This is a genomic window from Streptomyces vulcanius (assembly GCF_042653945.1).
Lineage (GTDB): Bacteria > Actinomycetota > Actinomycetes > Streptomycetales > Streptomycetaceae > Streptomyces > Streptomyces mangrovi.
Genome location: NZ_JBHSFK010000047.1, coordinates 22,875 through 36,705 on the forward strand (window position 1 = coordinate 22,875; position 13,831 = coordinate 36,705).

The following is a 13,831-nucleotide window of genomic DNA, read 5'->3' on the forward strand; positions in this document are numbered from 1 at the left end:
CAGCCCTTGCCTGGAGCAGCATTGTGACCAACGAGCGCCCCTCCGCCGATCACGTACTCACGGAAGTCGCGGACGCCGTCAGGCTCCAGGAGGGCCCGCCCGGAGTACGGTCCGTCCTGCGCGCCCTGCGCCGTCTCGCGCCCGCGTCCACGAAGGATCTCAGCCGCGCCACCGGTCTGCCCGTCCCGATCGTGGCCGCGCTGGGCAACGAGCTGCGGCGACGGGGACTGGTCACCAAGGAGCGCCCGTCCCGGCTGACGGAAGCGGGCCTGGACGTCGTCGCACAGCTCGGCATGGATCTCAGCCTCGACGCGACCTGCGGCACCTGCGAGGGCCGCGAGCTGGTGATCCCCGACGTGCTGGACGAGGCCGTACGCCGGCTGCGGGCCCTGATGGAGTCGGGGCCCGCCGCCGACATGTCCATCGACCAGTCGCACTGCACGGCGGAGACCAAGGTGCGCCGGGTGCTCGCGCTGCTGGCGGCGGGCGCGCTGCCGGGCGGCTCGCTGCTGCTGATCGGCGACGACGACCTCGTGTCCCTCGCCGTGGCCGTGGTGGGCGACGTACTCGGCGGGCCGATCGTCGAGCGGGTGACGGTCGTGGACATCTCCGACGAGATCCTCGCCTACGTCCAGAAGGTGGCGGGCGGCCTCGGCACACGCGTCGAGACGGTCCGGCACGACCTGCGCCAGCCGCTCCCCGCCCACCTCCACGGCACGCACGACGTGGCGATGACCGACCCGCCGTACACCGCCGAGGGCGCGCGGCTGTTCCTCTCCCGCGCGGTGGAGGGGCTGCGGACCGGTCCCGCGCACAGCGTCTTCTTCTCCTTCGGCGGCAAGAGCCCGGACGAGATGCTGGAGGTCCAGCGCGAGATCATGGCCCTCGGCCTGGTCACCAACGGCTACGTCCGCAACTTCAACGAGTACGAGGGCAGCGGCATCCTCGGCGGGGTCGGCTTCTTCCAGCACCTCCTCACCACCACCTCGACGGCCTCCGCACAGGGCGACTACAGCGGCCCCCTCTACACCGGCGACAAGCGCACCCGGCAGCGCGAGTACACCTGCGTGGCCTGCGAGGCGAAGCTCCGGGTGGGCCCCGGCGCCCGCTGGCCCTCGGTCGCCGCCCTGCGCACCGACGGCTGCCCCCACTGCGGCAAGGGCCCCTTCCGCCCGGGCCGCCTGGTCGCAGCGGAGGACCAGCCGACCCACCAGCAGAACCACCCGGTGGTCACCGGACAGACCCCTCCGGCCCAGGCCACCGAGCCCGCCGCGGCGCCCACGTCCGCAGCCGCACCGCCCGCCACCCCCTCGGCCCCCCTCACTCCTCGCGCCGTCGGCTGGCACGCTCCCGCCCCCGAGGAGCGTGCCGCGCTCGAACAGCGCGCCCGTCCCTACCTCACCCGGCAGGCGGACGAGCGTGACCTCCCCGCCATCGGGGCGTTCGAGGCCGAGATCGCCAGGGTGTCGTTCGGTGAGGACGCCATCGACGATCCGGCCCGCTGGGCGGCACGCCTCGGCAAGGCCATGGAGAAGTCGAAGGAGGGCATGATCGTCGCCCACGGCCCGGGCGAGGACCCCGTCGGCTGGTGCTGGGTCAGCATCAACCAGAACGCGATGACCGGCGACCGCTACGCCAACTTCCGCTCCCTGGCCGTCGCCCCCCTGGACAACCGCGGCGACGTCGCCGAACTCCTCCTCACCGCGGGCCTGGAGTTCTGCCTGGCGAACGGCATCACCGAGGTCGTCGGCCGGGTCCACGTCGGCAACGTCCCGATGCGCACGGTCTACCGCAAGTTCGGCTTCGATCCCACCAGCCTGTCGATGAAGCTGTTCCTGCCGGAGAGCGGCGGTACCCGATGAACCGCTTCGACGGCGTCAAGTGCGTCGTCTGGGACCTCGACGGCACCCTCTGGGACGACATCGCCGTGGAGACCCTCACCGACGAACTCCCCGTCCCCCGCCCGGAGATGCTCGCCGCGATCGACGCGCTGGCGGCGCGCGGCGTGCTCAGCAGCGTCGCGAGCCGCAGCGCGCCCGCCGTCCTGGACCGGCTGGCCTCCGGGCGCCCGGAGGTGCGGACACGCTTCCTCGCGCCGCAGGTGTCCTGGCAGGACAAGAGCGAGTCGCTGCGCCGGATCGCGAAGGACCTCGGCATCGCCGTGGAGGCGCTGGTCCTGGTCGACGACTCGCCCTACGAGCGCGCCGAGGTCGAGGCCCTGCTGCCCGGCGTCCGCACCCTCGCCCCCGAGGACGTACCGGAGCTGCTGGCCGCGTTCGAGGGCCGCGAGGTCACCCCGGAGTCGCGCGAGCGGGTGAGCCGCTACCGCACGGAGGAGACCCGCCGCGCCGAGGGCGAACGCTTCCAGGGCACCCGCGAGGAGTTCCTGACCTGGTGCGACATGCGGCTCGTCATCGGCGCGGCGACACCCGACGAACTCCCCCGCGCCCTGGAGCTCGCCGCCCGCACCCACCGCCTCAACTCCTCCGGCCTCACCCCCGGCCGGCTGCGCGAACTGGCCGCCTCGGACGGGCACGAGGTGTACACCGCCCGGATGACCGACCGGTTCGGCGCGTACGGCGTCATCGGCGCCGCCCTCGTCGACCGCACCGCCCCGGCCGTCTGGTCGGTGCCGCTGCTCGCGCTGTCCTGCCGGGTGGCCGGCCGGGGCGCGGCGGCGGCGTTCCTGTTCCGGCTGATGGCGCGGGCCCGGCAGGCCGGCGCCGAGGAGTTCCGGGTGACCCTGCGCCCCACGGACGCCAACCTGGAGATGCGGATCCTGCTCCGCCAGGCGGGTCTGCGCCGTACGGAGGAAGGCCCGGCCGCCCACTCGGCCGTACTCGCCCGCCCGCTCTCCGGCGACCTCCCCCAGCCGCCCCCCTATCTGCACGTATCCGAACGAGAGGACGCCCAGGCGTGACGGACACCCAGGACCGGGCCGCGGTGGAGCGGGGGGTCCGCGCGATGCTCGCCGAGGCCGCCCGCCTCGACCCGGCCGTGGTCGCCGAACTCCCCGCCGACACCGACCTGTTCGGCCCGCGCATCGCGCTGACGTCGCTCGCCGGCGTGACCCTCCTTGGCACGATCCACGAGCGGTACGGCGTCGACGTCGCCGCCCTGGACCTGAGCCTGGACAGCCTCCAGTCCATCGCCACCCTCTCCGACTTCGTCACCGCCCACGTCCAGGCGCCGTAGTTCAAAAAGGGTGATCCGTACGGACGTGCCGTGACCGGCCCGGGGTGGCCGCGTTGAACGGGGAGCGCGACGGCACTCCCTGCCGCGCGCGAACCGAATCCCTTAAGGAGAACGTGATGTCTCGCATCGCGAAGGTGGCCGCTGTCGCCGTCGGCGCCGGCGCCGTGATGGTCGGCGGGGCCGGCCTGGCCATGGCGGACTCGGGTGCGCAGGGTGCGGCCGTGGGCTCGCCGGGCGTCCTGTCCGGCAACGTCGTCCAGGTCCCGGTCCACATCCCGGTCAACGTCTGCGGCAACACCATCGACGTGATCGGCCTGCTGAACCCGGCCTTCGGCAACACCTGCGCCAACGTCAGCGACGACGGTGTCGACAAGCACGGTGACAAGCACGGCGACGAGCACGGTGACAAGCACGGCGACAACGGCTACGGCGGCTGACGCCAGCCAGTCGAGTCAAGGCAGTTCGAGAGCCCCGGCACCTCCGAGCGCCGGGGCTCTCCCCTGTCCGAAACCCTGCCCGGAACCTTGTCCGGAGCCTTGTCCGGAACCTTGTCCGGAACCTTGTCCGGAAACGCGTCCGCGACCGGTTACGCGTACCGATAGATCCGCGAAGCGTCCTCCAGCTGGTCCGGCGTCACATCCCACGGCGGCAGCTTCTCGTGCCGGGCGACGACCCTGCGGTACTGCCGGCTGCCCGGCTTCGGCGGTTCGGCCGGCTGGTAGCGGTGGTCGCGGTGGCGGGCCTGCCAGCGGGTCCACACCAGGTCGATGAAGGCGTGGTGCAGCCAGAACACGGGGTCGTTGACGGAGGCGCCGCCGAGCATCTCACCGCCCACCCACCGGTGCACCAGGTTGTGGTTGCGCCAGGCGACGCTGCCCCGGCCGGTCCCCCACCCCTCCAGCTTGTTGCGGAAGCCCTGGGTGACCGTCGAGTCCCAGGGCGAGGCGTCGTAGACGGGGTCCTGGAGGGCCCAGTCCAGTTCGCTCTTGGTGGGCAGGGCGATCGGGTTGGCGGCGCGGCCGAGGTCCCGGGTGAGGAACTCGCCGTCCGTGACGTTCTCCTTGAGGGTCCAGTTCCCGGTGGCGTAGGCGAACGGCCCGGTCGTCACCTGGCGGTCGGAGCGCCGTCCGTTGCCGCCGAGGAGGTCCTTCGTCCAGGGCACGGCGGTCGCGCTGCGGTCGCGCGTCCAGTCCCAGTACGGCACGGTCACCGAGGAGTCGACCCGGCGCAGCGCGGTCTCCAGATCCAGCAGGAACCGGCGGTGCCAGGCCAGGAAGGAGGGCGCCATGTGGGCCGTGCGCACACCGCCCTCGCCGTCGGAGACGTAGTAGTCGATGTGTGTCCGCACGAACTCGTCGTACTCGCCGCGCCGTTTGACTGCGAGGAACGCGTTCACGAGTCGCCGCCGCTCGGCGACGGTCAGGGTGCTGACGTCCTTACGCGTATAGACCATGCCGTCCCCCCGTGTGCGTGTGGCCGCCGTGCCCCGGGCGCGGCTCGCGCAGCTGCTCCCCCGGGCCGAGCTCGTCGACCGCGGCGCGGGCCGCCTCCAGCGGGGTGTCGTACGAGCGGTAGTGGTCGACCATGCTCAGCCAGGTGCCGTCGGCGCGGCGCATCAGGTGCAGCGGGCGGCCGTCGACCGTGACCTGCCACTGGGCGGTGCCGTCGGTGGCGACACGGCCGCCCGGGGCGACGGCCCCCTGGATGTGCCGGCCCCGGTACACCTCGTCGAAACCGGAGTCCACCGGGCCGTTCTGACCGTCCTGGCCGTCCTGGCCGTCGTCCGGTGGCCAGGAGGCGGCGACGACCGGGACGAGCACGAGACCGGCGGCGGCGCCGAACAGTCCGCGCAGCGTGTCCCGTCGGCTACTGGCTCTCGCGGTTTCGGCCGGTGCTGCGGGTACGGGTACTCCGTCGGCGTCGGCGATCATGGTGTGCTCCTCGTCCGGGTGCGGTTGTCCGTAGCGGTAACCGCCCGACGGCCCGCCGGGTCACTTCGAAGCACACGGACGGGCCCGGACAGATCACCGTCCGGGCCCGTACCACGTGTTGTCCGCCTACAGCCCCTGTCCGAGGCCGAGGCCGGCGCCCGGCACGGTCTGGAGCACCGGGGTGAGCACACCCGCCTGCGGCAGCTTCGGGTCCGGCAGACCGAAGTTCTCGGGGTTGGGGGCGGTGAGGGGGGCGTCCAGGGCCACGCCGGGGCCGAGGGTGCGCAGGTCGGAGGCGGGGGCGTCGAGGCCGACGTGGTTGAAGCCGTTTCCGAGGATCTCCGGGACCGGCGCGCGCACGTCGGCGCCCGGCAGTCCGGCGCCGACCGGCAGCTGCGGGATGACCCGCTCGGGGATCAGCCGGCCCTCGACATAGCGCGGCCCTTCGGGAGCGCCCGGCATCGGCAGCGGGATCTGGCCGCCGATCTCGGGGAGTTCCACGTTGAGGGACTTCTCGACGCCGTTCAGCGGGACGGGGACGGGGACCGTGGCGATGGCGGCGGCGGGGGTCGCGGCGGCGGCACCGGCCGCAGCGGCCACACACGTCAGCACTGCGGCGAGGGTTCCTCGGGTGGTCGACTTCATCTCGGGTACGGGACCTTTCGACGGGGTTCGGGGCGATGCGTCCGTACCGGGTAACGAGCCGGAAAACGGCTTCAGTTCACAATTCCCCCGGCTGCCGCAGTAGTGCTACCGAGGCATTGTCAGCTCGTCCAGAAATCCCACCATCGGGTCAGGATCAGCATGCCGACGATTCCGATGTGCAGCGCCGGCACCAGCCAGGTGAACTCCGCGAGGAAGGTCCGCAGCGCGGCCGGCGCCGGCAGGAACCCCCGGCGTACGTCGAACGCGACGACGTACCAGAACAGCGGGATCGTGGCGGCCCAGGCCAGACAGCACCACAGGCACAGCGCGTCGATCCGGTACAGGGACTCGAACTGCAGCCAGGACACGAACCCGACGCCGAACAGACAGCCGGCGGTGAAGGTGAGCCAGTACCAGCGGGGGAAGGCGGCGCCGGCCAGCAGGCTCACGCCGACGCAGACGACGACGCCGTAGGCCACCAGGCCCAGCATCGGGTTGGGGAACCCGAACGCCGAGGCCTGGTCGCTCTTCATGACGGAGCCGCAGGACACCACCGGGTTCAGACTGCATCCCGGGACGAATCCGGGGTCCTGAAGCAGCTTGAACTTGTCGAGGGTGATGACCCAGGAGGCCAGCAGCCCGGCCGCGCCGGTGAGGACGAGCAGCAGGGCGAAGGGGCGCCCGGCGCCCGCTGCCCCGGTCATGTGCGTCAGCTGCGCAGGCTGCGGGCGGGCAGGACGATGTGCGCCGCCGCGTCGAGGGTGTCGGCGGCGCCCGCGAAAGCGGTCAGCGCATCGGCCTCGACGGGCTTGCCGGGGACGGCCTCGGGCCACGGGCGGGTGGTGAAGACCAGGTAGGCGTAGCCGCGCTCGGCGACGGCGGCGAGCCACTCCTTCGGGGGCACGCACTGGGCGTTGAGGCCCGGCATGTTCAGCACGGCCGCGCCGGACTGGACGAGCAGGGTGAAGGGCAGGCTGGGCCGTTCGGTGCCGTCCACGACGTTGCCGCCGACCGGCATGCCGTTGTCGCCGAGGAGGTGCTCGATGGCGGCGGCCGTGGTCTCGGCACCGCCGTCGGGGGCGTCTCCGAGGGAGTAGGCGAGCAGGTAGGGCATGTCGCCGCCGTCGGCGGCCTCACCGCTCCAGGGCATCACGACGAGGGTGCCCAGGTCGGCCACGCTGAACGGGCGGGTTGCGCTTGGGGTTGAGGTCACCGCGCGACCCTACCGGCGCGGTACCGGCCGCCCGGCCGTGTTCTCACCCGACCGGAGGACCCCACGGCGTTGCTCCACACGAACGAGGGACCCGGGCGGCACCGAGGGCCGGTCCCGTGCGGTACGGGGCCGGCCCTTCGGGAGGGAGCGCGTGTCAGCCCTGCAGGGGCAGACCGCCGAGAAGCGGGTTGTGGGTGTTGAGCGCGCCGGCCGCGCCCTTGACGGTGCTGAGCACGGAGCCCTTGTTCTCGGTGTCGAGCGCGTTGGACTGGTGCTGCAACGGCATCGCGTCCTTCACCGTGAGGCCGCCCCGGGTGATCGAGTCCACGGCGCCGTTGAGGCTGGTGGGCGTGAGGTCGGCGGGGGTGTGGGCGAACGCGGGCGCGGCGACGCCGGCGAGGGCCAGGGATCCGGCGACGACAGCGGCGGCCTTCAGGGACTTCATCGGGTTCCTTCCAAGGAAACGATTTCGACGCCGTGTACAACGATCTCCGTCGAAAAAGTTTCTGCGTCCCGGGCCTCAGGACCCCGTCGGAAGAGTCACGGCCGACGGGTCGACCGGCAGAAGGGGCGGCTCCAACAGGTCCGGCAGGCTCACGCCGAGGCTCGCCAGCAGTCCGTCGACGACCACGAGCAGGCCGCTCACCAGTCCGGTGACCGTCGGGAGGATCTGGTCGCCGACACCGGAGGCGACCGTGTCGAGCAGCTCGTCCAGCTGCGTCTGCAGGGCGGCGAGGGCGTCGTCCAGGGGGTCGGCCGCCGCGGCCTTGGCGGGCTTCGCCGCCCGGACCTTGGCGACGGCGTCGTCGACGGCGGTGGACAGCTGCGTCGCCCGCTCCGGCGTCAGCCGGCCGTGGTCGGCCTCGCGGGCGGTGCGCTGGCGGGCCGGGTCACCGTCGGCCGCCATGGCGGCGGGCGCGGCGATGCCGAGGACGAGGGAGGCGCAGAGTGCGGTGGAGGCGATACGCCGTACGGACGGACCACGCATGAGGGTTCCTTCGAGGTGAGTGGGGTGAGTCGGGTCTCGGGCCCACTCTGGAATTCACCGTCACGTTCCGCAACAGGAGTATTACCCGTCGTGACGTGGAACGGCCGCCCTCCTGGCGGGAGGGCGGCCGGTGTTCGGCGTCGGAACGTCAGTCGTTGACGCAGGTGTTGCCGAAGGCGGGGTTCAGCAGACCGACCACGTTGACGGTGTTGCCGCAGATGTTGATCGGCACGTGGACGGGAACCTGGATGGCGTTGCCCGACACCACGCCCGGGGAGTGCTCGGCGACGCCGTTCGCGCCACTGTCGGCGGCGGCGATGCCGGAGGCGCCGGCGACGGCCGCGGCGGCAACGGAGGTCAGGACCAGGCCCTTCGCGATACGCGACATGGAGAGGTGCTCCTTGGGGGTTTTGACGGGGGTTTGAAACAAACAATCCGGGCGGGGACGCCCGGCGCAGTGTCAACGCGCGGCAGGGCCGGGGGTTGTGCCGCCAATGGAGTGATGTCCCGCCGGGCGCGCCTTCACCGTTCCGCCACTATTGTGGTGTTTTCGAGGGATTAGTCCGGACAGCGACTAGAGTTACCGCCCGTCCGACGCACCCCTATTGCCAGCAAATCGCACCATTCCGAAAGGGCACCGCTGGTCATGCGCCACTCCCGTTTCCCGGCTCCCCCGGCCCTCCGCGGCCCCCTGCTGCGCAGCGCGACGGTCGGCGTCCTCGCTCTCGTCTCCGTCTGGGCGCCGGGCGCCCACGCGGCCGGCGGGCCGCCCGCCGGCGAGGCGCGGCGGCTGCCCTTCGCCCAGCGCCACCACGCCGTCCAGCACGGCGGGTTCGTCCGCGCGGCCAACTCGGTCATCAGCTGCCGCACCCCGCCCACCGCCCGGGCCGTCCCCGCCTGCGCGTCCGTCCGCGAGAGCGCTCCCCCGGTCAGCAACGCGGTCAACAACGACTTCGACATGTTCTACGTCGACGTCGACGACGACCCCAACACCTACAACTCCTCGCAGGCCGAGGTCCGTCTCCCGCAGGGCGGCCGGGTGACGTACGCCCGGCTGTACTGGGGCGGGAACCTGCGCGTCGGCGAGCAGAAGCCGCCCGAGGACAACGGGCGGGTGCTGATCGCCGAGCCGGGCGGCCGGTACAAGGCGGTGCTCGCCGACACCCTGGTCGGCCATCAGGTGGCGGCCGGCGCCGACGCCTTCCAGGCCTCCGCGGACGTCACGGACCTGGTGCGCTCCAGCGGCCGGGGCCTGTACACGGTCGCCCAGGTCAACGTGGCCATGGGCAGGTCGGCACCGGGCGCCTGGGGCGGCTGGACGCTCGTGGTGGCGTACGAGAACCCGGCGGAGCCGCTGCGGGACCTCTCCCTGTGGGACGGCTTCGACGCGCTCGGCCCGGGCGGGCGGGAGATCCGGCTGAGCGGACTGGCCGTGCCCGCGGGCGCAAAGGGTACTGCGGGCCTCGTCGCCTACGACGGAGACCGGGGCCGTTCGGGTGACTCGCTCACCTACTCGACTGACACCCCGGAGGGTTCGAGGACCGTTTCCGCCCTCTCCGACCCGGTCAATCCATCTGACGATCTGTTGAACTCAACGATCAGCGAGCCGGGGGCGGCTCCGGCGGCGCGCGTCCCGGCGTACGCCAACACCCTCGGCTACGACTCCGACGTGTTCGATCTCGGCGCGGGTTTGCTCCGGGGCGGTGACCGCTTGCGGTTCCGGCTCGTTTCCTCCCGGGACGCGACATGGGCCGGAGTGCTCTTCGTCGCCGTCGACACAAGCACGAGGTAGTCGGCGCGTTCCCGCCCGTCCCGAGCGCCACCGTGAGCGAGGAAAACGCGCGATGCACCAGCCAGAACCCGATGTCGGAACCCGGGTCCTGCACCTCACCCAGCCCGTGGACGGAGGGGTCCCCCGGGTCGTCACCGACCTGGCGCGGGCCCAGCTCGCGGCGGGGTTCCAGGTCACCGTGGCCTGTCCCGACAGCGCCCTCGCCGGCGAACTGCGCTCCCTGGGCGCGGAGGTACGGCGATGGGAGGCGACCCGGTCCCCCGGGCCCTCGCTGCCCGGCGAGGTACGGCGCCTCGCACGCCTGCTCGACGAGGTAAGGCCCGCACTGGTGCACGCCCACAGCGCCAAGGCCGGACTCGCCGGGAGGCTCGCGGTGCGCGGGCGGATCCCGACCGTGTTCCAGCCGCACGCCTGGTCCTTCGAGGCGGTCGGCGGGACCACCGCCGCGCTCGCCCTGAGGTGGGAGCGGTTCGGGGCGCGCTGGACCGCGCGCACGGTGTGCGTGAGCGAGGCCGAGCGCGCCACCGGGGAGCGCGCCGGGATCTCCGGCCGGTGGAGCGTCGTACCCAACGGCATCGACACCGAGCGGTTCTCTCCCGGAACCGCGAACAACGCCGACAGCGCGGATGTCCCCGAGGCCGCGGGGCCGCTGGTGGTGTGCGTGGGGCGGCTGTGCCGGCAGAAGGGGCAGGACGTGCTGCTGCGGGCCTGGCCCGACGTCGTACGGCAGGTCCCCGGGGCGCGGCTCGCGCTGGTCGGCGACGGGCCGGACGGCGAACGGCTGCGCGCCGGGGCGCCGGAGTCGGTGGCCTTCGTGGGTGCCGTCGCCGACTCCGTCCCCTGGTACCGGGCCGCCGACCTGGTGGTGCTGCCCTCGCGCTGGGAGGGCATGGCGCTGGCCCCGCTGGAGGCGCTGGCCTGCGGACGGCCCGTGGTGGTGACCGACGTGGACGGCGCCCGGGAGAGCCTGCCGGACGCCCTCGTACCGCACTGTCTGGTGCCCTCGGAGAACCCGGCGGCACTGGCCGGGGCCGTCACCGGACTGCTGTCCGACACCGCGCTGCGCACGTCGCTCGGTGACCAGGGGCGCCGTTACGTCCAGTCCACGCACGACGTGCGGCACATGGCGGAGGCGGTCGCGGACGTGTACCGCGAACTGCTCGGCCCCACGCCGAAACCGCCGGTCGTGCCCACCGAGTGCAGGGAGTCCATCCACTCGTGACTGCGGAAAGCACTGTCCCCTCGCCCGGCGCACAGCCCGGGTTCTCGCATCTCTCGGTCATCACCCGGGGCGACACCGGCGTCGGCCTCCGGTTCCCCGCCCGGCGTCCCGTCGCACAGCCCGCCCCGCCACTGCCCCTGCTGCTCGCCGACACCGTCGCCGCGCTCGCCGGCGCGGCGGCGCTGGTGACCGCCGGTCACCGCTGGCCGCTGACGGTCCTGCTGATGGCGGCGACCATAGTGGTGCGCCCCCGGCGCGGGCGGCCGGTCACGGGCGTGCTGGACGAACTGCCCGCCGTCTGCGGCCGGATCGCGGTGGCCTGGCTGGCGCTCGGCGCGCTCGCCGCCGCCTGGGACCCGGGGCACGCGCTGCCGGCCCGCACCCTGCTGACCGGCTTCGTCGCGCAGACCACGGCCGGCTGCGCGGGCCGGGCGCTCGCCCATCTGCGCCGCCGCCGGGCCCTGGCCCGGTATCCGCGCGCCGCGCTCGTCATCGGCCCGGCCCCGACCGCGCAGCGCGTCGCCGCCGCCTTACTGCGCCACCCGCGCTGCGGGGTGGAGCCGGTGGGCGTGGTCGCCGAGCGGCCCGACGGCAAGGGAGATCTGCCGGTACTGACCACCGGTCAGGAGGTCCAGCGGGCCCTCGTCCAGAACGGCGTCCTGGACGTCCTGTGCGTCCATCCCGCCGTCCGCGCCAAGCAGGGTCCGCTGCTGCGGGCGCTCGCCGCGTCGGGCTGCGCGGTGTGGGAGGTCGACGCCGACACCCCCTCCTACGCGAGCCGGGAACAGCTCGCCGGGTTCGCCTGCCGGCGCCTGGACCTCGGGCTCCCGCACCGGGGCAGCCTCGCCAAGCGGCTGCTGGACATCACGGTGTCGGGAACCCTGCTGCTGCTGATCAGCCCGCTGCTGCTGGTGTGCGCGGTCGTCCTGCGGCTGACCGACGGACCCGGGGTGGTCTTCCGGCAGGAGCGCATCGGCAGGGACGGACGCTCCTTCACCCTGCTGAAGTTCCGCACCCACCGCCCGGTCGACGCGCACGAGTCCGCGACCCGCTGGAGCGTGGCGAGCGAGGTGCGGATGACCCCCTTCTGCCGCTTCCTGCGGCGGACCTCCCTCGACGAGCTGCTCCAGCTGTGGAACGTCCTGCGCGGCGATATGAGCCTGGTCGGGCCGCGCCCCGAACGCCCCTTCTTCGTCGGCCAGTTCAGCCAGACCTACCCCGGCTACGCGGCCCGCCACCGGATGCGCACCGGGATCACCGGGCTCGCCCAGGTGCAGGGGCTGCGCGGCGACACCTCGATCGAGGACCGGGCCCGCTTCGACAACGCGTACATCGACAACTGGTCGCTGTGGCAGGACGTGTGCATCCTGCTGCGCACCGCGGCCGCCCTCGTGCGACCGACCGGGAGCTGAACCCACCGATGACCCTCGCCCTGTCCCCCTCCCCCTCCCCGTCCCTGCCCCGTACGCGGTCGCTGTCCCCGGTGCTGCCGATGGCCGCCGTGATCGCCCTGCTCGCGCTGCCCGTCCCGCCGGGCGGGGAGGGCGGGGCGGGACCGGCCGACGCGCTCTCCGCGCTCGTCGTGCTGCTGTGCGTGGTCCGGGAACTGCGCCACCCGAGACGCCGGCTGTCACCCTCGGCGGCGGTGGTCCTGGGCCTGCCGGTGGTCGGGCTCACGCTCGCCGCGCTGCACGCCGCCTCGCCGGGCGCCGGGCTCACCGGCCTCGGCCGCTACCTCCAGGTGTTCGTGCTGGTCCCGGCGGCCGTGCTGCTGCTGATCCGGGACCGGTCCGACTTCCGGGTGCTGGTCTGGTCGTTCGTGGGGCTCGCGGGCTGGCAGGGCGCGGTCGGCGTGCACCAGTTCGTCACCGGGACCGGTGCCTCGTACCAGGGCGAGACCATCCGGGCGGTCGGCACCTTCGGGCCGCAGGACGTGATGGGCATGGCGACGGTCGTCTCCCTCGGACTGGTCTGCGCGGTGGGCCTGGCCCTGGGCGGGGCCTCGGCGCGGCAGCGCACGATCGCCGCGGCCTGCGCGCTCGCCCTGGTCGTCCCGCTCGCCCTGTCCTTCAGCCGGGGCGCCTGGATCGCCACCGCGGCCACCCTCTCGGTCCAGCTCGCGCTGGCCGGGCTGCGGCGGGCGCTGAAGGTGGCCGCGGTCGCGGTCGCCGCGGGCATCGTCCTCGTCGGCGGCTTCGGCGTCGGCTCGGACATGCTCCAGCAGCGCATCAGCAGCATCACGCAGGTCACGGACGCGCCCGACCAGTCGGTCACCGACCGGTACACGCTGTGGGCGGCGGCGGTCGGCATGTGGCGCGAACAGCCGCTGACCGGCGTCGGCCTGAAGGGCTTCCCCGAACACCGCGACGCGCACGCCTCCCTCGCCCTGTCCGCCGCCAGCGACACCGACGGCGCGGGCTCCGGCTTCGTCCGCCAGCCGCTGCTCTCCCCGCACAACATGTACCTCCTGGTCCTCAGCGAACAGGGCCTGATCGGCCTGCTCGCCCTCGCGGGCGGCTGGCTGGCCCTGCTGGCCGGCGGGCTGCGCCGGCTCTTCCTCGTCCGCCGCTCCGGCCCCGGCCTGGACTGCGCCCTGGTCGCCTGCGGCCTCCTCGTCTGGCAGCTCACCGACTTCGCCTACGCCGACATCGGCGGCCCCTCCACCGTCCTGACCGCGGTCGTTCTGGGCCTCGCGGCCTGGTGGTCCCTGGCCGACGGGGAGGCCCGCACCCCATGAGGCCGAGGCCTTCCCGAACACGAGGAACACGGGGAACACGCGGGACACGCGGAACACCCAAGACCGACGGCCCCCCGCTCCTGCCGTCGGCACGGGCGGCAACGCCGG

The 13,831-nt window shown here is 73.3% G+C and carries 16 protein-coding genes; 8 read left to right on the plus strand and 8 right to left on the minus strand.

Features of this window, described 5'->3' with window-relative positions; genetic code table 11:
- The first annotated feature begins 23 nt into the window (after positions 1-23).
- From ACFPIH_RS46245 to ACFPIH_RS46260, 4 genes are all read left to right on the plus strand, one after another.
- Entirely contained in the window at positions 24-1,862 is a 1,839-nt protein-coding gene (locus ACFPIH_RS46245; RefSeq protein ID WP_381170657.1) for a GNAT family N-acetyltransferase, read from the plus strand.
- A complete protein-coding gene (locus tag ACFPIH_RS46250; RefSeq protein WP_381170655.1) occupies positions 1,859-2,920 on the plus strand; it encodes an HAD-IIIC family phosphatase in 1,062 nt (353 codons plus the stop codon). The genes ACFPIH_RS46245 and ACFPIH_RS46250 overlap by 4 nt, the downstream gene beginning before the upstream one ends.
- Entirely contained in the window at positions 2,917-3,195 is a 279-nt protein-coding gene (locus ACFPIH_RS46255) for an acyl carrier protein (protein ID WP_381170653.1), read from the plus strand. The genes ACFPIH_RS46250 and ACFPIH_RS46255 overlap by 4 nt, the downstream gene beginning before the upstream one ends.
- 116 nt (positions 3,196-3,311) lie before the next feature.
- On the plus strand, positions 3,312-3,632 hold the full coding sequence (locus ACFPIH_RS46260; RefSeq protein WP_381170651.1) for a chaplin: 321 nt from the start codon (positions 3,312-3,314) through the stop codon (positions 3,630-3,632).
- 149 nt (positions 3,633-3,781) lie between these two features.
- Here the strand turns inward: ACFPIH_RS46260 and ACFPIH_RS46265 are convergent, their stop codons facing one another.
- The 8 genes from ACFPIH_RS46265 to ACFPIH_RS46300 form a co-directional block, all read right to left on the minus strand.
- Complete coding sequence (locus ACFPIH_RS46265) at positions 3,782-4,648, minus strand: tyrosinase family protein (protein WP_381170649.1); 867 nt, start codon at positions 4,646-4,648, stop codon at positions 3,782-3,784.
- Positions 4,632-5,126: a tyrosinase family oxidase copper chaperone gene (locus tag ACFPIH_RS46270; protein WP_381170647.1), complete on the minus strand. Its 495-nt coding sequence runs from the start codon at positions 5,124-5,126 to the stop codon at positions 4,632-4,634. Before ACFPIH_RS46270 ends, ACFPIH_RS46265 begins: the two co-directional genes overlap by 17 nt.
- A gap of 126 nt (positions 5,127-5,252) precedes the next feature.
- A complete protein-coding gene (locus ACFPIH_RS46275; RefSeq protein WP_381170645.1) occupies positions 5,253-5,771 on the minus strand; it encodes a hypothetical protein in 519 nt (172 codons plus the stop codon).
- 119 nt (positions 5,772-5,890) lie between these two features.
- Positions 5,891-6,475, minus strand: coding sequence for a vitamin K epoxide reductase family protein (locus ACFPIH_RS46280; protein ID WP_381170643.1), 585 nt, complete (start codon positions 6,473-6,475; stop codon positions 5,891-5,893).
- Between the two features lie 5 nt (positions 6,476-6,480).
- Positions 6,481-6,984 carry a DUF5949 family protein gene (locus tag ACFPIH_RS46285; RefSeq protein ID WP_381170641.1) on the minus strand — a complete coding sequence of 168 codons (504 nt, stop codon included), beginning with the start codon at positions 6,982-6,984 and terminating at the stop codon, positions 6,481-6,483.
- A gap of 154 nt (positions 6,985-7,138) precedes the next feature.
- Entirely contained in the window at positions 7,139-7,429 is a 291-nt protein-coding gene (locus tag ACFPIH_RS46290; protein WP_381170639.1) for a hypothetical protein, read from the minus strand.
- A 75-nt stretch (positions 7,430-7,504) separates the two neighbouring features.
- Positions 7,505-7,972, minus strand: coding sequence for a hypothetical protein (locus ACFPIH_RS46295; protein ID WP_381170637.1), 468 nt, complete (start codon positions 7,970-7,972; stop codon positions 7,505-7,507).
- A 148-nt stretch (positions 7,973-8,120) separates the two neighbouring features.
- Positions 8,121-8,360: a chaplin gene (locus ACFPIH_RS46300; RefSeq protein WP_381170635.1), complete on the minus strand. Its 240-nt coding sequence runs from the start codon at positions 8,358-8,360 to the stop codon at positions 8,121-8,123.
- Between the two features lie 258 nt (positions 8,361-8,618).
- Here ACFPIH_RS46300 and ACFPIH_RS46305 point away from each other — a divergent pair, with 258 nt between their 5' ends.
- The 4 genes from ACFPIH_RS46305 to ACFPIH_RS46320 are packed head-to-tail and all read left to right on the plus strand — an operon-like array spanning position 8,619 to position 13,723.
- Complete coding sequence (locus ACFPIH_RS46305; protein WP_381170633.1) at positions 8,619-9,764, plus strand: DUF3344 domain-containing protein; 1,146 nt, start codon at positions 8,619-8,621, stop codon at positions 9,762-9,764.
- Positions 9,765-9,816: 52 nt separating this feature from the next.
- Positions 9,817-10,986 (plus strand): glycosyltransferase, encoded by a 1,170-nt coding sequence (locus tag ACFPIH_RS46310; protein ID WP_381170631.1) that lies wholly within the window; start codon positions 9,817-9,819, stop codon positions 10,984-10,986.
- Entirely contained in the window at positions 10,983-12,398 is a 1,416-nt protein-coding gene (locus ACFPIH_RS46315) for an exopolysaccharide biosynthesis polyprenyl glycosylphosphotransferase (RefSeq protein ID WP_381170629.1), read from the plus strand. Before ACFPIH_RS46310 ends, ACFPIH_RS46315 begins: the two co-directional genes overlap by 4 nt.
- An 8-nt stretch (positions 12,399-12,406) precedes the next feature.
- On the plus strand, positions 12,407-13,723 hold the full coding sequence (locus ACFPIH_RS46320) for an O-antigen ligase family protein (RefSeq protein ID WP_381170627.1): 1,317 nt from the start codon (positions 12,407-12,409) through the stop codon (positions 13,721-13,723).
- Positions 13,724-13,831 lie beyond the last annotated feature (108 nt).